We start from the raw sequence: 19,345 nt of genomic DNA on the forward strand, positions 1-19,345 counted from the left end.
ACAGCCCCGGTTACTTAACTATTTGCTGGAAGCATCAACCTACGCGGTAGTTTGGCGCTTCCTTGGTGATCTGTACGTCGTGTACGTGGGACTCGGCCATGCCGGCACCGGTGATCCGCACGAACTCAGGCTTGGTGCGCATTTCTTCGATGTCGGCGCTGCCGGTGTAGCCCATCGAGGAACGCAGGCCGCCCATCAGTTGATGGATGATGGCGCTCAGGGTGCCCTTGTACGGAACACGCCCTTCAATGCCTTCCGGTACCAGCTTCTCGGCGCCCGCGGAGGAGTCCTGGAAGTAGCGGTCGGAAGAGCCTTGAGCCTGGGACATGGCACCCAGGGAACCCATGCCACGGTAAGCCTTGTACGAACGACCCTGGAACAGTTCGATCTCGCCCGGCGCTTCTTCAGTACCGGCGAACATCGAGCCCATCATCACGCAGGAAGCACCGGCGACGATGGCCTTGGACAGGTCACCGGAGAAACGGATGCCGCCGTCGGCGATCAACGGTACGCCAGTGCCTTCAAGGGCCGCGGCGACGTTGGCGATGGCGCTGATTTGCGGCACGCCTACACCGGCCACGATACGGGTGGTGCAGATCGAGCCAGGGCCGATACCGACCTTGACCGCATCAGCACCGGCTTCGGCCAGGGCTTTGGCGGCAGCGCCGGTGGCAATGTTGCCGCCGATCACTTGCACGTCAGGGAAATTCTGTTTGACCCAGCGAACGCGGTCGATCACGCCTTTGGAGTGACCGTGGGCAGTGTCGACCACCACCACGTCAACACCGGCAGCCACCAGGGCCGCTACACGGTCACCGGTGTCTTTGCCGGTACCGACCGCAGCGCCTACGCGCAGACGACCTTGATCATCCTTGCTGGCCAGCGGGTAAGCCTTGGCTTTTTCGATGTCGTTGACGGTCATCATGCCCTTGAGGGCGAATTTGTCGTCGACGATCAGTACGCGTTCGATGCGGTGCTTGTGCAGCAGCTCGCGCACATCGTTCTTGTCGGCGCCTTCCTTGACAGTAACGAGGCGCTCTTTAGGCGTCATCACTTCACGGACGGTGACTTCAAGGCGGTTCTCGAAACGCACGTCACGGGAAGTGACGATGCCGACCAGGTCGCCATCGTGCAGCACCGGAACGCCGGAGATGTTGTGCAGGCGGGTCAGGTCGAACAGGTCACGAACGGTGGCATCGGCCTCGATGGTGATCGGGTCCTTGACCACACCGGCTTCGTAACGCTTGACCTTGCGAACTTCGGCAGCTTGCTGCTCGATGGTCATGTTCTTGTGGATGATGCCGATGCCGCCTTCCTGAGCCATGGCGATTGCCAAACGGGCTTCAGTGACGGTGTCCATGGCAGCGGAAACCAGAGGAATATTCAGCTCGATGCCACGGGTTAGGCGGGTCTTGAGACTGACTTCGTTAGGAAGCACCTCGGAATAACCGGGCACTAGGAGAATGTCGTCGAATGTCAGAGCTTCTTGGCTGATACGCAGCATCGCGGGGGCTCCCGAGCGGGAAAATGGAAGCGCGCCATTATAGTCAGACACCCCCTCGGGTTCAATGTAAAACTCTGACAAACTTGGTAATACTGATAGATGGATGATTTTTGCAGCACTGAGCGTTCCCACGCTCTGCGTGGGAACGCTCACATCGAATTAAAGTTCGACTTTGACCCAGCTCATCTTCTGGTCCAGCCAGTCGGCAAATTCGTCGATAAAACTCTGCTTGAACCCCGCCTCCGCCCAGTTATTGAAGATGAATCCCAGGTTGGAAAAGCCGCATTCCTGCAGGAACAGGAAACCGTTGATGTCGTCCTCATGCCCACACAGCGGGCAGGTGAAGTTATCGGTGTGGCCGGGCATCCAGTCTTCCAGGCTTTCGAACAGGGCTTCGCCGACTTCCTTGAGGCACTCGGGACAGCCGGCCTCTTCCAGGAAGCCTTTGGCCGGGGTGTAGATGCAGCGCTTGTAGATGATCTCCAGGCCGTTGATCGGCTCGTTGAACGGCAGCGCGTCGGGGTGCAGCACCACGGCGCGGGCACCGTCGGCCAGGGCATAGCCCATGCGGTTGCCGGTGCGCCCGCAGGTGGTGAGTTCTTCCTTGACGATGTTCTTGCGCACCAGCCAGCGCACGATCGCCCGGGCGCGGGGTTCGTGGACGGGTAGCGTGGAGATTTTCGGGACAAGGATGCTTTGGGAATTCATGGGAGTCCTGCGGCGTGGCTACTGGCGCCTTCGCGAGCAAGCCCGCTCCCACAGGGGGAATGCGTTCCAAATGTGGGAGCGGGCTTGCTCGCGAAGAGGCCCTGAAGGCTGGCAGCTTAATCCCTGAAACAATCAGGTCAAGTACTCAAGTAACGGGCAATCAAGGCAATGCCACTGGCCAGCACCAGCCAGGTCACCAACCGCACAAACGCCTCGCGGGACATGCGCAGGGTCAACCGCCGCCCCACCCACAGCCCGAGCGCCATGGCCGGCAACAGGCACACCGCCAACATCAACAAGGGTAGCTCGGCATACACGCCCGCGATCAGAAACAGGCTCAGGCGCACCACCGTGCTGCAACTGATCAACGCACTCTGGGTCGCCCGCGCGCCATCCTTGGGCAATCGGCTGTTGAGGTAGATCGCATACAGAAAGCCGCCACTGCCAAACAACGCGCCAAACAGCCCGCCGACAACCCCCATGGGAATCGCCCAGCCGGCTGCCATCTGCGTGGGCTTGGCCTTCACCGCCAGGCTGTAGATCGCATAGGCGCTGATAAACAGCCCCATCAACAGCAGCAATAAATCAGAGTGCAGGTTGAGCAGGAAGATCACCCCAAGGGTGCAGCCAATCGCCATGCACGGCAGTAGCCTGAACAACTCCGGTTTCACCACATCCCGGCGCGATTGCAGAAGGTTGCCGAAGGCCGCGACAAAATCCAGCAGCACCAGCAAGGGGATGATCTTCGACAGCGGCATGAACAGAATCAGGATCGGCCCCGCCACCAATGCGGTACCAAAGCCTGCAATGCCGAACACGATATACGCCAGGGCAATCGCCACGCCGATCACCAGCCAGTCCACACCGCCAAACGACCAATGACTCAACAGCTCGACCGGACTCATGACGTATTCCTTATTAGAGATGGCCATCACTTTAGCCATTGGCAAGCCTTGCGACTAATATCTTCAAAGCCCATCACTCATCTCGAAAAGGCATGACTTGTGATTTCCACCCGGCAATTGCGTTACTTCGTCGAAATCGCCGAGAGCGGCAGCTTCAGCGCAGCGGCCGAGCGGCTGTTTGTGGCGCAATCGGCACTGAGCCGGCAGATCAAGGAGCTGGAAAACCTGCTGCAAACGCCGCTGTTTGAACGCACTGCGCGCCAGCCACGGCTGACGGCTGCGGGAGAGGCTTTTTATCCGCGGGCACGCAACCTGCTGGGCGAACTGCTCAAGGCCAGTGAGATGGCGACGCAAGTGGGCAATGGACAGCTCGGCACGCTGCGGATGAGCCATTCGAGCACGGTGCCGATGAGTGGCCGCCTGCTGCGCGGCATCGGTGCCTGGCTGGAACGATGCCCGGGCGTATCGATGGACATCGCCAAACTGTCCTCCGAAGCCCAGTTGGAAGAAATCGCCGACGGCCGACTGGAGGTCGGGCTGTTGCGCTTACCGGTGTTGCGCCAGCGCGAAGGCGTGCGCATCGTGCCTTTATATAGCGAAAGGCTGTTGCTGGCCGTGCCGCCGAACCACCGGTTGGCCGGGCACACATCCGGTATCGATTTGGCGCAACTGAAGAACGAAGCGTTTATCTCGATCCCTCACCCCCAGCGCGGAGGGCTGAGTTACCTGTCAGCCGAGTTGTGCATGCGTGCAGGATTTTTCCCCAAGGCGGCGCGGGTGATGTCGCGCAAGACCACGCAGCTACAGCTGATCCAGGCCGGATTCGGGATCGCCTTGCTGCCGGAGTCGATGCAGGACATTGCGCCGGCCAACATCCATTTTTTACCCCTGGCCGATCCCGATTGCCAAAGCACCGTCGCCCTCGCCTGCCAGCAAACGCCGAGCGCGCTGGTGGAGCAGTTCTGTCAAACCCTGCACGAATGCCTATAAACTGCCGCCCATGATTAAAGATCCCTTTGCCCGTCTGGGCCTGGACCGCGAAGTCCTGACTGTCAGCCAGCTCAACGGCCGCGCGCGGGTGTTGCTGGAAGACGTGTTCACCAATATCTGGGTCGAAGGCGAGATCTCCAACCTCGCCCGCCCGGCCTCCGGCCACGTGTATTTCACCCTCAAGGACAGTGGCGCCCAGGTGCGTTGTGCGCTGTTCCGGCAGAACGCCGCACGGGTGCGCCAGGCGTTGAAAGACGGCCTGGCGGTGAAGGTGCGGGGCAAGGTCTCGCTGTTTGAGGGCCGTGGCGACTATCAGCTGATTCTCGACACGGTGGAGCCGGCCGGTGACGGCGCACTGCGCCTGGCCTTCGACGCGCTGAAGGAAAAACTCAGCGCCGAAGGCCTGTTCAGTGCCGAGCGCAAGGTGCCGCTGCCCGCACACCCACGGCGCATCGGGATTATCAGCTCGCCCACCGGTGCGGTGATTCGCGACATCATCAGCGTGTTCCGTCGCCGGGCGCCCAACGTGGAACTGACGTTGATCCCGACAGCCGTACAAGGTCGTGAAGCCGTGGCGCAGATCGTCCGTGCACTGAAGCTGGCCGATGCACGCGGCTTCGACGCGTTGATCCTGGCCCGTGGCGGCGGCTCGCTGGAAGACCTCTGGTGCTTCAACGAAGAAGCCGTGGCGCGTGCGGTGGACGCCTGCGTGACGCCCATCGTCAGCGCCGTTGGCCATGAGACCGATGTGTCGATCAGCGACTTTGTCGCCGACGTACGCGCCCCAACGCCTTCCGCCGCTGCCGAGCTGTTGGCGCCGGACTCCAGCCACCTGACTCGCCAGGTAGAGAACCTGCACCGCCGCCTGGTGATGCTGATGCGCAACCGCCTGACCCACGACCGCCTGCGCCTGGAAGGCATGGCTCGTCGCCTGCGTCACCCGGGCGAGCGCCTGCGCCAACAGGCCCAGCGCCTGGATGACCTGGACATGCGCCTGCGGCGTGCCTTCGAGCGCAGCCTCAACACCCGTCGCGAGCGTTTGATCCGCCTGGAAACCCGCCTCGCCGGCCAACACCCCGGCCGCCAACTGGCGCTGTTGCGCCAACGCCTGGACAGCCTTGCCGAACGCCTGCCCCGTGCCATGCGCGAAGGCCTCAAGGCCCGTCGCCTGCAACTGCAAAGCCAGGTGCAGACGCTGCACGTGGTCAGCCCGCTGGCGACGCTTGGACGCGGCTACAGCATCTTGCTCGACGAACGCGGCCAGGCGATTCGCAACGCCGCGCAAACCCACACCGGCCAGCGCCTGACCGCGCGCCTCGGTGAAGGCCAATTGCAGGTACGGGTGGAAGACAACCACCTGACGCCCGTCACCCTCTCGTTACTGGATTGATTGATGCCACGCTTTTTAAGTTTGTTGATGCTGCTGTGCCTGACCTTTAACGCCCATGCCGACAGCTACATCACCCGCCTGCTGAACAAGCCGGTGCCCGGTGGCGTGGCGGTGGTCGACCTCGGCACTTCGGCCACGGCGCCCAAAGCCACCTACATGAACCGCCCAGTGCTGGTGGTGAAGGAGCAAAACAACTGGCTGGCGATTGTGGGCATCCCGCTGACGGTCAAGCCTGGCACCCAACGCATCACCAGCGGCAGCCAGAACCTGCCGTTTGTCGTGGGCTTCAAGAAATACCCCGAGCAGCACATCACCCTGAAGAACAAGAGCCAGGTGAACCCGGACCCGGCGCAACTCAAGCGCATCGAAGGCGAGCTGGCAGTCCAGCTCAAGGCCTATCGCAGTTTCAGCCCGAACACGCCGAGCAACCTGCTGCTGGACAAGCCGGTGAACGGGCCGCTGTCGAGCAAGTTCGGCGTGCGACGTTTCTTCAATGGCGAGGAGCGGAATCCGCATTCCGGCCTGGACTTTGCCGTGGGCGCCGGCACGCCGATCAAGACCCCGGCAGCGGGCAAGGTGATCCTGACCGGCAACTACTTCTTCAACGGCAACACCGTGTTTGTCGACCATGGCCAGGGCTTTATCAGCATGTTCTGCCATATGTCGAAGATTGATGTGAGCGTGGGCCAGCAACTGGCTCGTGGTGCGGTGGTGGGCAAGGTCGGTTCCACCGGCCGGGCGACCGGGCCGCATATGCATTGGAACATCAGCCTGAACGACGCACGGGTGGATCCGGCGATCTTTATCGGCGCGTTTCAGCCCTGATGCTAAATTGCGCACCCGGCAAAGGGTGCGCAAACAAAACAACCCCGCGCACAATTCTCAACCATAAAATCTCGTTTTCCTCAGCAATAGCAGAACTTCTCTCAATTTTTTCCGACTGCTTGCCATCTTTCACCCCGGCGGTTAGGGTTGGACCTATGAAAACCTCTCACACCCTCATTCAGCTCCGCCAGCACCGCAGCCTGTGCCTAGTCAGCGCACGACTGCCAGGCTGAATCGATCTGCCTCGTCTTCCGCTTTATCCCCAATAACAGTTTTACGGCAGGCCGCCTTTTCTCGGCCCCTAGACAAAGGATTTCCCGATGAGCATGCTCAAAGACCCGTCTTCGAAGTACCGCGCGTTCCCGACCATTGATATCCCGGACCGCACCTGGCCTTCGAAAACCATCACCACCGCGCCGATCTGGTGCAGTTCCGACCTGCGCGACGGCAACCAGTCGCTGATCGAACCGATGGACGCGGTGAAAAAGCTGCGTTTCTGGAAGACCTTGGTCGCCGTCGGTGTGAAGGAAATCGAAGCCTCCTTCCCGGCTGCGTCGCAAACCGATTTCGACTTCGTGCGCACCCTGATCGAAGACAATCACATCCCCGAGGACACCACCATCCAGGTGCTGACCCAGGGCCGTGAAGACTTGATCGCACGCACCTTCGAATCCCTGCGCGGGGCGAAGAAAGCCATCGTTCACTTGTACAACGCCACCTCGCCGTCGTTCCGCCGCATCGTGTTCAACCAGGACAAGGACGGCATCAAGGCCATCGCGGTCAACGCGGCCAAGCTGTTCGTCAAATACGCCGCCCAGCAGCCGGAAACCCAGTGGACCTTCGAATACTCGCCAGAGACGTTCAGCGCCACTGAGCTTGAGTTCGCCAAGGAAGTCTGTGACGCGGTGATCGAGGTCTGGAACCCGACGCCTGAGCACAAGGTGATCCTCAACCTGCCAGCCACCGTCGAGTGCGCCACCCCGAACATCTATGCCGACCAGATCGAGTGGTTCGGTCGTCATATCAACCGTCGCGACAGCGTGATCATCAGCCTGCACACCCACAACGACCGTGGCACCGGCGTAGCCGCCACCGAGTTGGGCCTGATGGCCGGCGCCGACCGTGTCGAAGGCTGCCTGTTCGGCAACGGCGAGCGTACCGGTAACGTCGACCTGGTCACCGTGGCCTTGAACATGTACACCCAGGGCCTCGACCCTCAGCTGGACTTCTCCGACATCGACGGCATCCGCAAAGTTGTCGAAGAGTGCAACCAGATCCCGGTGCACCCGCGTCACCCGTACGTCGGCGACCTGGTTCACACCGCCTTCTCCGGCTCCCACCAGGACGCGATCCGCAAGGGCTTCACCCAGCAGAAAGACGACGCCTTGTGGGAAGTGCCGTACTTGCCGATCGACCCGGCCGACATCGGCCGCAGCTACGAGGCGGTGATTCGCGTCAACAGCCAGTCGGGCAAAGGCGGCATCGCCTACCTGCTGGAGCAGGAATACGGCATCAGCTTGCCGCGCCGCATGCAGATCGAGTTCAGCCAGGTGGTACAGGCCGAAACCGACCGAGTGGGCCTGGAGATGACCGCCGCGCAGATCTACAGCTTGTTGCAGCGTGAATACCTGCAAGCCAACATTCCTTACGCGCTGGTCAGCCATCGCTTGCAGGAAGAGAACGGCAACAGCTCGGTGGAAGTTGAAGTCTCCGGCAAGGGCCAGGGCGAAACCAACCTGCGCTGGCACGGCAAAGGCAACGGCGCCCTGGAAGCGCTGGTGGCCGGGCTGCCGATTGGTGTGGAGATCATGGATTACAACGAACATGCGATTGGCGCCGGCACCAATGCCAAGGCGGCGGCCTACATCGAGCTGCGAGTGAACGGTGAGCGTCCGGTGCATGGCGTGGGCATTGATGAAAACATCACCACGGCGAGCTTCAAGGCGGTGTTCAGCGCGCTGAACCGCTCGTTGAGCCAGCTGGAAGCGAAAGCGGCATAACACTGACCGCTGAAATGCAAAAGGCCCCGGGATGAGAATCCAGGGGCCTTTTTATTGGAATTTGTGGTGATTTTAAGGGCCTCTTCGCGAGCAAGCCCGCTCCCACATTTTGACCGCGTTCTTTCAGGTAGCGCAGGACGAATGTGGGAGCGGGCTTGCTCGCGAAGGCAATCTATAAGGCGGCGAAAATCCTTCAGGTGAACTCGAAGCTGTCCGCATCCAGGTTCGCAGGGAAGCGTGTGCGGTACTCCGCCAATTCCGCTGCGTCCAGGCACACCTGGAACACCCCGTCCGCCTCCCCTGCGCTCAGCAGGCTTTCGCCCTGGAAGTCCACGACCTGGCTGTCGCCGGTGTAGGCAAAGCCCTTGCCGTCCGTGCCCACCCGATTCACCGCCGCCACGTAGCACAGGTTTTCAATGGCCCGTGCCGGCAGCAGACGGTTCCAGTGCTGGCGACGTGCGCCCGGCCAGTTGGCGGTGTACAGCAGCAAGTCAGTGTCCTGGGCGTCACGACTCCACACCGGGAATCGCAGGTCGTAGCAGATCAACGGACGAATCCGCCACCCCTTGAGTTCGAACTGCACCTGGCGCTCGCCGGGGGTGTAGTGGTCGTGCTCACCGGCCATGCGGAACAGGTGACGCTTGTCGTAGTGCAACACCTCACCATCCGGTCGCGCCCACAGCAGGCGGTTGCGGTGACTGCGGTCGGCGGCCTGGATGATCACGCTGCCGGTGATCACCGCGTTGTACTTCTTCGCCTGGGCCTGCAGCCATTGATGGGTGGGGCCGTTTTCAGGCTCGGCGAGGGTTTCCGATTCCATCGAGAAACCGGTGGTGAACATCTCCGGTAGCACGATCAGGTCGGCACCCTTGGCCTGTTCCAGCAACAGTTCAAAATGCTCCAGGTTGGCCTGGCGGTCGTGCCAGGCCAGGGTGGTTTGCACCAGGGCGATGTTCAGGTTGGGCAGTGCACTCAGATCACGCATAGTTTCTCGGCTGCTTGACGCAGCGTCTCCTCGCGTTTGGCAAAGCACAGTCGCACCAGGCGCTGGCCTTGCGGTGGGTTCTGGTAGAACACCGAGACCGGGATGGTTGCTACGCCATGCTCGCGGGTCATCCACAGCGACATGGCGACGTCATCCAGGTCCGGGCGAATCTGTGAGTAATCCACCAATTGAAAGTAGGTACCGGCCACCCGGGTAAAGCTGAAACGCGACGGTTCCAGCAGGTCGCAGAACAGGTCGCGCTTGGCTTGATAAAAAGCCGGCAGCTCCTCGACGTGTTCCGGGTGTTCGGCCATGAAGTCTGCCAAAGCGTACTGCAACGGGGTCACGCCGCAAAAGTTGACATATTGATGCACCTTGCGCAGCTCGGCGCTGAGGGCCGGAGGCGCAACCACGTAGCCGGTTTTCCAGCCGGTGACGTGGTAGGTCTTGCCGAAGGAGCTGACCACGAAGGCGCGCTGGTACAGCTCTTCGTGGGCCAGCACGCTGACATGGGGCACTCCGTCGAACACCAGGTGCTCGTAGACCTCGTCGCTGACCAGGTAGATGTCGCGGTCGCGGATCAACTCGGCCAACTGGTCCAGCTCGGCACGGCTGATCAGGGCACCGGTGGGGTTATGCGGGCTGTTGAGGATGATCATGCGGGTGCGCGGCGACAGCGCAGCGCGCAGTTGCTCGAAGTCCAGGGCGAAATCATCCAGGCCCAGTTGCACGTGTACGCAGCGACCGCCTGCCAGTTCCACAGAAGGCTCGTAGCTGTCGTAGGCCGGATCGAACACGATGACTTCATCACCGCTGCGGATCACCGCCTGGATCGCACAGAAGATCGCTTCAGTGGCGCCTGGGGTGATGGTCACTTCGCTGTCGGCATTCACCGTTGCGCCATAGCTGCGGGCGATCTTGGCCGCCACTTGCTGGCGCAGTACCGGCAGGCCGGTCATGGGGGCGTATTGGTTATGGCCCAGGGCAATGTGTCTGCCCACTCCATCGAGCAACTCCTGGGGCCCGTTAAAGTCGGGAAAGCCCTGGGACAGGTTGAGCGCACCGGTTTCGGCAGCGAGTTGCGACATGGTGGTGAAGATGGTGGTGCCGACATTCGGCAGCTTGCTGGTGATCATCGGTGCGCCCCTTGCGGTGAGCCCCAAGTTTTAAGCTGCATGCCGCGAAGGGTCAACCGCCAGGCACAAAAAAAGGGCTCCGAAAGAGCCCTTTTTCAACCGATCAGGATCAGCGCTTGTCGCGGCGCTTTTTGTCGGCCTTCTTGTGGTGCGTCATCATCCGGCGCTTTTTGTTGACCTGGCGGTCGGTGAGGCTGTTCTTGTTACCTTCGTACGGGTTCTCGCCACCCTTGAACTCGATACGGATCGGCGTACCGACCAGTTTCAAGACACGGCGGTAGGTATTTTCCAGGTAACGCACGTAGGACTTCGGCACCTTCTCCAGCTGGTTACCGTGAATCACGATAATCGGCGGGTTGGCACCACCCAAGTGAGCGTAACGCAGCTTGATCCGACGGTTGTTGACCATCGGCGGCGCGTGCTCGCTGACCGCATCTTCAAGAATCTGGGTCAGGCGGTTGGTCGGCCAGCGGGTAACCGCGGACTTGAACGAGTTCTGCACCGAGGCGTAGAGGTTACCCACGCCGGTACCGTGCAGTGCCGAGATAAAGTGGATATCGGCAAACTCGACGAAGAACAGGCGACGCTGCAGCTCGACCTTGACGTAGTCGCGCTCGCTCGGCGTCATGCCGTCCCACTTGTTGATCGCAATCACCAGGGCGCGACCGGCTTCCAGGGCAAAGCCCAGCAAGTTCAGGTCGTGGTCTACCACGCCTTCGCGGGCGTCCATGACGAAGATCACTACGTTGGCGTCTTTGATCGCCTGCAGGGTTTTCACCACGGAGAACTTTTCAACTTCCTCGTGGATCTTGCCGCGCTTGCGCACACCGGCAGTGTCGATCAGCGTGTACTTCTCGTCGTTACGCTCGAACGGGATGTAGATGCTGTCGCGAGTGGTGCCCGGCTCGTCATAGACGATTACCCGGTCTTCACCGAGCATGCGGTTGACCAGGGTCGACTTGCCGACGTTCGGACGGCCGATGATAGCGATCTTGATACCGTCTTTTTCGCTTGGGCCAGGAATGCGCTTGGCTTCCTCGCCTTCGGCAACGATTTCTTCTTCGCCTTCGACTTCATCCACGTCATCACGCGGGAAGTCGCGCAGGGCGATTTCCAGCATCTGGGTGATGCCGCGACCGTGGGCACCGGCGATCGGGATCGCATCGCCCAGGCCCATCGGGCTGAACTCGGCGCGGGCCATTTCAGGATCGATATTGTCGATCTTGTTGGCCACCACGTAGGAACGCTTGTTGCGCTTGCGCAGGTGCTCGCCAATCATCTGGTCTGCAGCGGTGTAGCCCGCGCGGGCGTCCACCAGGAACAACACGACATCAGCTTCTTCAATGGCCAGCAGCGACTGCTCGGCCATCTTTTCGTCCATGCCATGCTCGTCACCGGAGATACCACCGGTGTCGACAATAATGTAGGAGCGCCCTTGCCACTTTGCCTCACCGTATTGGCGATCACGGGTCAGACCGGACAAGTCGCCGACGATGGCGTCGCGAGTCCTGGTCAGGCGGTTGAACAAGGTGGACTTGCCGACGTTCGGTCGGCCCACCAGGGCGATTACGGGAACCATGCGGCTCTCCACTTCGTTATTTCAGAAAATACAAAAGCCGCTGCAAGGCAGCGGCTGGTGCTCGGGGCAGCGCTCGAAAGCGCCGCATGCCCTGCCGAAGCAGGGCCGCCTGGGAATTACCCCAAGCATAGTCAAACCATTACTTGATGGTCAGCGCTTCCAGTTTGCCGCTGTTGCCATACACGTAAAGCATGTTACCTACCACCAGCGGACGGGCACGCAGGCCGTCGCTGTCGATACGTTCGCGACCCACGAAGCGACCGTCCACCTGGCTCAGCAGGTGCAGGTAACCTTCAAAGTCGCCTACCGCCACGTAGCTGGAGAACACTTCCGGTGCCGACAACTGACGGCGGGCCAGGGAGTCGTTGCTCCACAACGCAGTGGTGGAACGCTCGTCGACACTTTCAACGGTGCCGGACGCCAGGCTTACGTAGACGCTGCCAAACCCTTGGGCGACACCGGCGTAGCTGGAAGCATCACGCTGCCAGTTGATCCGGCCGCTCTGCACGTCCAGCGCCGCAACACGGCCCTGATAAGTAGCAACGTAAAGGGTATCACCCGACAGCAGCAAGCCACCGTCGATGTCCACTACGCGGTCCAGTTCCGAACGACCTTGAGGAATCGCGACCCGGGTTTCCCAGGCCGGCACGCCGTTCTGGGTGTCCAGGGCGACCACTTTACCGGTCGACAGGCCTGCCAGTGCCAGGTTGCTGGTCACAACCGGACCGCTGGTACCGCGCAAGGTCAGGACCGCCGGCGTGCTGTCATACAACCAGCGCTGGTTACCGGTGGCGGCGTCGAGGCCGATCACACGGTCATCCTGGGTCTGCACGACAACCACGTCACCGTTGGTAGCAGGCGGCGAGAGCACTTCACTGGTCACGCGAGCGCGCCATTTCTCTTCACCGGTGCTCGAATCCAGTGCCACGACGTCGCCTTTCAGCGTGCCGAGCATCACCAGGCCAGAACCCACGCCAACGGCGCCGGACACAGGCAGTTCGAGGTCTTTCTTCCACTTGACGTCGCCGTTCATGCGATCCATGGAGACCACAACACCGGTGGAATCAGCGGCGTAGATAGTGTCACCGTCGATCGCCGGGACCATCAGGTTGTACAGATCGCCCTGACCGTCACCAATGGAGCGGCTCCACTGCTTTTGCAGGACCACTTCTTCCTTGAAGCTGGTCAGCTCGGCCGGAGGCAGTTCTTTTTTGCTGTTGCTGCTGCAACCCGCGGCCAAAACGGCCAGAGCCAGCAATGCTGCATGTTTCCAACGGATCACGTCACGCATCCCCTTTGGCCAAGTCGTCGAGCTTGATTTGTAAGCCACCGACCGCCGCTTCATCAGACAGCGCCGCCTTGGCTTTTTGGTACGCAGCATTGGCTTCGTCGGTACGACCCAATTGGACCAGGAGGTCGCCCTTGAGCTCTTCACGAGTGGCCAGGAATGCCTTGTCAGCATCGCCGTCGAGCAGTTTCAGTGCTTCGTCGGCCTTGTTCTGTGCCGCCAGTACCTGAGCCAGACGCTGACGTGCGATTTCACCCAGTGTCGGGTTGGCCGGCTTGTCGGTGATGGCTTTCAGCTCGGAGGCGGCGTCATCCAGCTTGCCGTTGTCGACCGCAACTTTTGCGACGAACAGGCTGCCGTATTGCGCGTAGGTGCTACCGCCGAATTCGCTCTTCAGCTTGCCGGCCAGGTCTGCAACCTGGGCCAGGTCAGGCTTGCCGTTTGGCGTCAGCGTGGTTTCCAGCAGTTGCTGATAGATAATCGAGGCGCCTTGCGACTGGTTAGCCTGATACTTGTGCCAGGCTTGCCAGCCGAACACCACTACTAAAGCCAGCAAGCCGCCAGTGACCAGGGGCTTGCCGTTGCGCTGCCACCAGTCTTTGAACTCGGCCAGCTGGTCATCATCAGTACTCGACACCCCAATACTCCTTAATCGCTAAATCGGCTGTTTGACAGCTTCAACCCTGCACGATGCAGGTGGCCAGGTGCGCTGCAAGCGCATCAAAGGCAATGCTTTGTTGTTCACCCTGACCACGCAGGGGTTTGAAACTTACCACTTGCTGGGCCAACTCATCATCACCCAGGATCAGTGCATACAACGCACCGCTCTTGTCGGCTTTCTTGAACTGGCTTTTGAAGCTGCCGGCGCCGGCATTGACTTGCAGGCGCAGGTTCGGCAGTTGGTCGCGCAGTTTCTCGCTCAGGGCCAGGGCAGCCAGTTCGGCCGCCTCGCCAAAGGCACAGAAGTACACGTCCACCTGACGGGAGATTTCTTCGGGAACCTGCTCCAGGGTTTCCAGCAGCAGGATCAGCCGCTCGATGCCCATGGCAAAACCTACGCCGGTGGTCGGCTTGCCGCCCATCTGCTCGACCAGGCCGTCGTAACGACCACCGGCACACACCGTGCCCTGGGCGCCGAGCTTGTCGGTGACCCACTCGAACACGGTCTTGCTGTAGTAATCGAGGCCACGCACCAGTTTCGGGTTGATGACGTAAGGAATACCGGCTGCATCCAGGCGAGCCTTGAGGCCCTCGAAGTGGATACGGGACTCGTCGTCCAGGTAGTCGGCCATTTTCGGCGCGTCCACCAGTACGGCCTGGGTCTCGGCGTTCTTGGTGTCCAGTACCCGCAGCGGGTTGGTTTTCAGGCGGCGCTGGCTGTCTTCGTCCAGCTTGTCCAGGTGGGCCGACAGGAATTCCACCAGGGCTTCGCGGTAGCGGCCCCGGGATTCGCTGGTGCCCAGGCTGTTGAGTTCAAGCTTGACCGCATCACGGATGCCCAGCATGCCCCACAGGCGCCAGGTCAGCACGATCAGCTCGGCGTCGATGTCCGGACCGTCGAGGTTGAAGACTTCCAGGCCGATCTGGTGAAACTGGCGATAACGGCCTTTCTGCGGACGCTCGTGGCGGAACATCGGGCCGATGTACCAGAGCTTCTGCGGCTGGCCACCGCCGGTGAGGCCATGTTCGAGTACCGCACGCACACACGCGGCAGTACCTTCCGGACGCAGGGTCAGGGAGTCACCGTTGCGGTCTTCGAAGGTGTACATCTCTTTTTCGACGATGTCGGTCACTTCACCGATGGAGCGCTTGAACAGCTCGGTGAACTCGACGATCGGCATGCGGATCTGCTTGTAACCGTAGTTATCCAGCAGGCGCGCGACAGTGCCCTCGAAGTAGCGCCACAGGGGCGTCTGCTCAGGCAGGATGTCGTTCATGCCACGAATGGCTTGCAGAGACTTGCTCACATCAAATCCTTAAATTCGTTCGATCAGCCGCGCGCGATAACCGCTGCGTCAGCTTCGACCTTTTCGGCCGCTTTCTGGCGGATCAGCCGTTCCAGCTCATCCACCAGATTGTCATTCGTCAATTTCTGCGACGGCTTGCCGTCGATGTAAATCAGGTTTGGCGTACCACCGGTCAGGCCCACATGGGCCTCTTTGGCCTCACCCGGCCCGTTGACCACACAGCCGATCACCGCGACATCCAGCGGCACCAGCAGGTCTTCGAGGCGTACTTCCAGTTCGTTCATGGTTTTCACCACGTCGAAGTTCTGCCGCGAGCAGCTCGGGCAGGCAATGAAGTTGATGCCACGGGAACGCAAATGCAGGGATTTGAGAATGTCGTAACCGACTTTCACTTCCTCTACCGGGTCTGCCGCGAGGGAGATGCGAATAGTATCGCCAATCCCGTCGGCCAGCAGCATACCGAGACCCACCGCAGATTTCACTGTGCCTGAGCGTAAACCGCCGGCTTCGGTGATACCCAGGTGCAGCGGCTGGACGATTTCCTTGGCCAGCAGGCGGTACGCTTCTACCGCCATGAACACGTCGGAAGCCTTTACGCTGACCTTGAAGTCCTGGAAATTCAGGCGTTCGAGGTGTTCAACGTGGCGCAGCGCGGACTCGACCAGTGCGGCCGGCGTCGGCTCGCCGTATTTCTTTTGCAGGTCTTTTTCCAAGGAGCCGGCGTTGACGCCGATGCGAATTGGAATCCCGCGATCACGGGCGGCATCCACCACGGCGCGAACCCGGTCTTCACGACCGATGTTGCCCGGGTTGATCCGCAGGCAATCGACGCCCAACTCGGCCACGCGCAACGCGATCTTGTAGTCGAAGTGGATATCGGCGACCAGCGGCACCTTGACCAGTTGCTTGATGCGGCCAAAGGCTTCGGCAGCGTCCATATCCGGTACGGATACACGCACGATGTCGACGCCCGCCGCTTCCAGGCGGTTGATCTGGGCGACAGTGGCCGCCACATCATTGGTGTCGCTGTTGGTCATGCTTTGTACTGCGATGGGGGCATCGCCGCCCACCGGCACCGAGCCGACCCAGATCTTGCGCGATACGCGACGTTTGATTGGAGATTCGCCGTGCATGACTTTATTGTCCCAACTTGAGGCGAGCAGTCTCGCCACTGGTGAACGGCGCCACGTCCACAGGCTGGCCGTTGTAGGCCACTTGCGCGCCACGGGCAAAGCCCAGACGCAGCGTCAAAGGAGGCTTGCCGCCCTGGTCAAGTGTATCTCCCTTACGCTTCAGACCACTGAACAGCACCTTGCCGTTGCCATCGGAGACTTGCGTCCAGCAGTCAGCGACGTAGGTAATTTGGACTCGACCATCACCGGCGATCAGTACCGGGGTGGTTGGCGCGGAAATCGCCGGGGCGACGGGAGCCGTTGTTGCCGGAGCCTGCGCCGGTACTGCTGGCGTTGCTGGCGTATGAGCTGGAGCAGCAGGCGTCACTGCAACCGCTGGAGCGGGTGCGACGGGTGCCACTGCGGCGGCAGTACCTGCTTCGGGCGCAGGCTGCTCGGCGCCTGGTTCTGCCTCAGGCGCCGCCTGACCCTGGGCCACGGCCTGGTCTTCCGGCTCATCCAACGGATGAATCTGGGTGGTGCCGTCGGCGCTTTCGACTTCGACGTGCTCCATGGCGTTGCTGGACAAGTCCTTGCCACGCTGGGCGGTCTGATCCTGCCACCATACAAAACCACCGCCGATCACGGCGATGAGCAGCAACAGGCTGACAATGCGCAAAATGGTGTGGGAAACCCGCACAGGCTCTTCAATGCGGCCAAGACCATGGACATTGCTGCCCTGGGAATCGGTACCGGTGATTTGGTCGAACTCCTGGACCAATGCAGCCTGGTCGATACCCAGCAACTTGGCGTAGGCGCGGATATAGCCGCGGGCAAAGGTGTGCCCTGGCAGCTTGTCGAATGCGCCAGCTTCAAGGTTGCCCAATGAAGTCGTGGTCAAATTGAGCTTGAGGGCCACTTCTGCCAGCGACCAACCATTGCTTTCGCGGGCCTGACGCAAGGTCTCGCCTGGGTTTCCACGATTAGCTGCTACAACTTCCGGGTGCGCCGCTTTCATCATTGCTCCGACAGGTATTGCTGATATTCCGGCGTACCGGGATAGAGTCGTTCGAGTTGCTGGCCAAAACGTGCGGCCTTGTCGCGTTCTTCATGAACCGTCGCCAGGCGCACACCGAGCAATAGACTACGTGCATTTTGCCCGCTCAGCAGGCTAAAACGCTCGTAATAGTCACGTGCCGGCACATAATGCCTGTCTTCGAAGGACAACTCAGCCATTTCGAGCAAGGCCCGTGGCTGGCGCTGGTTCAGGTGCAGGGCTTTTTCCAGTTGCTGGCGTGCGGTGTCGCGCTGGCCGAGAAGCATTGAGGTCACCCCCAGGTTCTCGAAAACCCGCGAACGCTCAGGATAGAGGGTATCGGCCGCAGCCTGCTGGAAATATTCGGATGCCTGGGCATAACGTTTCTGCGCAAACAAAAAACTGCCGTAGTTATTCAGCAGTCTTGGGTCGCCAGGGCGTGTGGCCAGGGCCTTGTGGAAATATTGATCGGCCAATTCAGGCTCGGCCTGGGCCTGGAACACCAAGGCCAACGCAGCATTGGCGTCGGCGTCGCTGCCATCCAGCTCGAGGGCTTTTTTCAGCGGCACCTTGGCCTGTTCGGTCATCCCTTGCTGCAAGTACCCCAAGCCCAACTGCACATAGGCAGCGCGCGCTTCGTCACGGCCCTTGCCGGTTTGCAACGGGCTGTCATGGCCCGATGAAACACAGCCAGCCGCGAGGCTGGCAACAAGCAAAAGCAGCGCAAGGCGCAAGGGCATAGAGATCCTCTCTCAGGTTCGAGTCGCGGCGCTTTGCGGCATATCGTCGGCGGCACTCAATTCACGCACGGCGATATAACGTTCGCTGCGACGGGTGCGATCCAGCACCTGTCCTACCAATTGGCCACATGCCGCATCGATGTCTTCGCCGCGGGTGGTGCGCACGGTGACGTTGAAGCCTGCATGGTGCAGTTGATCCTGGAAACGGCGGATGGCGTTGTTGCTCGGCCGCTCATAGCCAGAATGGGGAAACGGGTTAAACGGAATCAGGTTGATCTTGCACGGTACGTTCTTGAGCAACTCGATCATCTCGACCGCGTGCTCGACCTTGTCGTTGATGTCCTTGAGCATGGTGTACTCAATGGTCAACACACGCTTTTCGCCCAAGGTCGCCATGTAGCGCTGGCAAGATTCGAGCAGCATCTTAAGCGGATACTTCTTGTTGATCGGCACCAATTGGTTACGCAATGCGTCATTCGGTGCGTGCAGCGACAACGCCAGGGAGACGTCGATGTGCTTGGCCAGCTCATCGATCATCGGTACCACGCCGGAGGTCGACAGGGTCACGCGGCGCTTGGAGATGCCGTAGCCCAGGTCGTCCATCATCAGGTGCATGGCCGCGACAACGTTGTCGAAGTTCAGCAGCGGCTCGCCCATGCCCATCATCACCACGTTGGTGATGGCACGGTCGGCGGTCGCCGGGATGCTGCCGAACGATTTATTGGCAATCCACACCTGGCCGATGACTTCGGCGGCGGTGAGGTTGCTGTTGAAACCTTGCTTGCCGGTGGAGCAGAAACTGCAGTCCAGGGCACAGCCTGCCTGGGACGAAACGCACAGAGTGCCGCGCTTGCCCTGGGGAATGTACACGGTCTCGACGCAGCTGCCGGACGCCACGCGCACCACCCACTTACGGGTGCCGTCGGTGGAAATGTCCTCGCTGACCACTTCGGGGCCGCGAACTTCGGCAATGGCCTTGAGCTTGTCGCGCAGGGCCTTGCTGACGTTCGTCATGGCGTCGAAATCATCGACGCCAAGATGGTGAATCCACTTCATTACCTGAGCGGCACGAAAACGCTTCTCCCCGATTGAGTCGAAGAATTTTTCCATTTCCTGTTGAGTCAGACCCAGCAGGTTGGTTTTTGCAGTCAATGTAGTCATGGATTCACCTTCGCTCTTT

The 19,345-nt window shown here is 60.7% G+C and carries 17 protein-coding genes; 4 read left to right on the plus strand and 13 right to left on the minus strand.

The window, feature by feature from the left end:
* Positions 1-34 precede the first annotated feature (34 nt).
* The 3 genes from guaB to A462_RS05780 all read right to left on the minus strand — a co-directional run bounded on the left by guaB (position 35) and on the right by A462_RS05780 (position 3,117).
* On the minus strand, positions 35-1,504 hold the full coding sequence (guaB, locus tag A462_RS05790) for an IMP dehydrogenase (protein ID WP_003209646.1): 1,470 nt from the start codon (positions 1,502-1,504) through the stop codon (positions 35-37).
* Positions 1,505-1,663: 159 nt separating this feature from the next.
* Complete coding sequence (locus A462_RS05785) at positions 1,664-2,212, minus strand: hypothetical protein (protein ID WP_003209647.1); 549 nt, start codon at positions 2,210-2,212, stop codon at positions 1,664-1,666.
* Positions 2,213-2,349: 137 nt separating this feature from the next.
* The gene (locus A462_RS05780) at positions 2,350-3,117 is read right to left on the minus strand and encodes a sulfite exporter TauE/SafE family protein (RefSeq protein ID WP_008438269.1); all 768 of its coding nucleotides are present in this window, start codon (positions 3,115-3,117) and stop codon (positions 2,350-2,352) included.
* 99 nt (positions 3,118-3,216) lie between these two features.
* Here A462_RS05780 and A462_RS05775 point away from each other — a divergent pair, with 99 nt between their 5' ends.
* The 4 genes from A462_RS05775 to leuA all read left to right on the plus strand — a co-directional run bounded on the left by A462_RS05775 (position 3,217) and on the right by leuA (position 8,322).
* Positions 3,217-4,107 (plus strand): LysR family transcriptional regulator, encoded by an 891-nt coding sequence (locus A462_RS05775; protein WP_003209651.1) that lies wholly within the window; start codon positions 3,217-3,219, stop codon positions 4,105-4,107.
* Positions 4,108-4,117: 10 nt separating this feature from the next.
* Positions 4,118-5,497, plus strand: a complete 1,380-nt coding sequence (gene xseA, locus A462_RS05770; RefSeq protein ID WP_003209653.1) for an exodeoxyribonuclease VII large subunit — start codon at positions 4,118-4,120, stop codon at positions 5,495-5,497.
* A gap of 3 nt (positions 5,498-5,500) precedes the next feature.
* Complete coding sequence (locus A462_RS05765) at positions 5,501-6,322, plus strand: peptidoglycan DD-metalloendopeptidase family protein (protein WP_008438272.1); 822 nt, start codon at positions 5,501-5,503, stop codon at positions 6,320-6,322.
* A 320-nt stretch (positions 6,323-6,642) separates the two neighbouring features.
* Positions 6,643-8,322: a 2-isopropylmalate synthase gene (leuA, locus tag A462_RS05760; protein WP_003209657.1), complete on the plus strand. Its 1,680-nt coding sequence runs from the start codon at positions 6,643-6,645 to the stop codon at positions 8,320-8,322.
* A 193-nt stretch (positions 8,323-8,515) separates the two neighbouring features.
* Here the strand turns inward: leuA and A462_RS05755 are convergent, their stop codons facing one another.
* The 10 genes from A462_RS05755 to rlmN form a co-directional block, all read right to left on the minus strand.
* Positions 8,516-9,307: an amidohydrolase gene (locus A462_RS05755; protein ID WP_008438274.1), complete on the minus strand. Its 792-nt coding sequence runs from the start codon at positions 9,305-9,307 to the stop codon at positions 8,516-8,518.
* Positions 9,295-10,443, minus strand: a complete 1,149-nt coding sequence (locus A462_RS05750; protein WP_008438276.1) for a pyridoxal phosphate-dependent aminotransferase — start codon at positions 10,441-10,443, stop codon at positions 9,295-9,297. Before A462_RS05750 ends, A462_RS05755 begins: the two co-directional genes overlap by 13 nt.
* Before the next feature lie 109 nt (positions 10,444-10,552).
* Positions 10,553-12,022, minus strand: coding sequence for a ribosome biogenesis GTPase Der (gene der, locus A462_RS05745; RefSeq protein WP_003209661.1), 1,470 nt, complete (start codon positions 12,020-12,022; stop codon positions 10,553-10,555).
* 139 nt (positions 12,023-12,161) lie between these two features.
* Positions 12,162-13,313 carry an outer membrane protein assembly factor BamB gene (gene bamB, locus A462_RS05740; RefSeq protein WP_003209662.1) on the minus strand — a complete coding sequence of 384 codons (1,152 nt, stop codon included), beginning with the start codon at positions 13,311-13,313 and terminating at the stop codon, positions 12,162-12,164.
* Positions 13,306-13,947, minus strand: a complete 642-nt coding sequence (locus A462_RS05735) for a YfgM family protein (protein ID WP_003209663.1) — start codon at positions 13,945-13,947, stop codon at positions 13,306-13,308. Before A462_RS05735 ends, bamB begins: the two co-directional genes overlap by 8 nt.
* 40 nt (positions 13,948-13,987) lie before the next feature.
* Positions 13,988-15,277: a histidine--tRNA ligase gene (hisS, locus tag A462_RS05730; RefSeq protein ID WP_003209664.1), complete on the minus strand. Its 1,290-nt coding sequence runs from the start codon at positions 15,275-15,277 to the stop codon at positions 13,988-13,990.
* A 23-nt stretch (positions 15,278-15,300) separates the two neighbouring features.
* A complete protein-coding gene (ispG, locus tag A462_RS05725; protein ID WP_003209666.1) occupies positions 15,301-16,410 on the minus strand; it encodes a flavodoxin-dependent (E)-4-hydroxy-3-methylbut-2-enyl-diphosphate synthase in 1,110 nt (369 codons plus the stop codon).
* A 4-nt stretch (positions 16,411-16,414) separates the two neighbouring features.
* On the minus strand, positions 16,415-17,407 hold the full coding sequence (locus A462_RS05720) for a RodZ domain-containing protein (RefSeq protein WP_008438282.1): 993 nt from the start codon (positions 17,405-17,407) through the stop codon (positions 16,415-16,417).
* On the minus strand, positions 17,407-18,165 hold the full coding sequence (gene pilW, locus A462_RS05715; RefSeq protein WP_008438284.1) for a type IV pilus biogenesis/stability protein PilW: 759 nt from the start codon (positions 18,163-18,165) through the stop codon (positions 17,407-17,409). Before pilW ends, A462_RS05720 begins: the two co-directional genes overlap by 1 nt.
* Positions 18,166-18,177: 12 nt before the next feature.
* Complete coding sequence (gene rlmN, locus A462_RS05710; protein WP_003209670.1) at positions 18,178-19,326, minus strand: 23S rRNA (adenine(2503)-C(2))-methyltransferase RlmN; 1,149 nt, start codon at positions 19,324-19,326, stop codon at positions 18,178-18,180.
* Positions 19,327-19,345: the final 19 nt, after the last annotated feature.

Origin of the sequence: Pseudomonas sp. Ag1 (genome assembly GCF_000278565.1) — a bacterium.
Classification (GTDB): domain Bacteria; phylum Pseudomonadota; class Gammaproteobacteria; order Pseudomonadales; family Pseudomonadaceae; genus Aquipseudomonas.

Excerpts from the sequence above, each read along its gene's own strand:
- A462_RS05785 (WP_003209647.1), bottom strand. The coding sequence starts at position 2,212 with ATGAATTCCCAAAGCATCCTTGTCCCGAAAATCTCCACGCTACCCGTC.
- A462_RS05720 (WP_008438282.1), bottom strand. The coding sequence starts at position 17,407 with ATGAAAGCGGCGCACCCGGAAGTTGTAGCAGCTAATCGTGGAAACCCA.
- A462_RS05750 (WP_008438276.1), bottom strand. The coding sequence starts at position 10,443 with ATGATCACCAGCAAGCTGCCGAATGTCGGCACCACCATCTTCACCACC.
- xseA (WP_003209653.1), top strand. The coding sequence starts at position 4,118 with ATGATTAAAGATCCCTTTGCCCGTCTGGGCCTGGACCGCGAAGTCCTG.
- leuA (WP_003209657.1), top strand. The coding sequence starts at position 6,643 with ATGAGCATGCTCAAAGACCCGTCTTCGAAGTACCGCGCGTTCCCGACC.
- ispG (WP_003209666.1), bottom strand. The coding sequence starts at position 16,410 with ATGCACGGCGAATCTCCAATCAAACGTCGCGTATCGCGCAAGATCTGG.
- pilW (WP_008438284.1), bottom strand. The coding sequence starts at position 18,165 with ATGCCCTTGCGCCTTGCGCTGCTTTTGCTTGTTGCCAGCCTCGCGGCT.
- rlmN (WP_003209670.1), bottom strand. The coding sequence starts at position 19,326 with ATGACTACATTGACTGCAAAAACCAACCTGCTGGGTCTGACTCAACAG.
- bamB (WP_003209662.1), bottom strand. The coding sequence starts at position 13,313 with ATGCGTGACGTGATCCGTTGGAAACATGCAGCATTGCTGGCTCTGGCC.
- A462_RS05780 (WP_008438269.1), bottom strand. The coding sequence starts at position 3,117 with ATGAGTCCGGTCGAGCTGTTGAGTCATTGGTCGTTTGGCGGTGTGGAC.
- der (WP_003209661.1), bottom strand. The coding sequence starts at position 12,022 with ATGGTTCCCGTAATCGCCCTGGTGGGCCGACCGAACGTCGGCAAGTCC.
- guaB (WP_003209646.1), bottom strand. The coding sequence starts at position 1,504 with ATGCTGCGTATCAGCCAAGAAGCTCTGACATTCGACGACATTCTCCTA.
- A462_RS05765 (WP_008438272.1), top strand. The coding sequence starts at position 5,501 with ATGCCACGCTTTTTAAGTTTGTTGATGCTGCTGTGCCTGACCTTTAAC.
- A462_RS05755 (WP_008438274.1), bottom strand. The coding sequence starts at position 9,307 with ATGCGTGATCTGAGTGCACTGCCCAACCTGAACATCGCCCTGGTGCAA.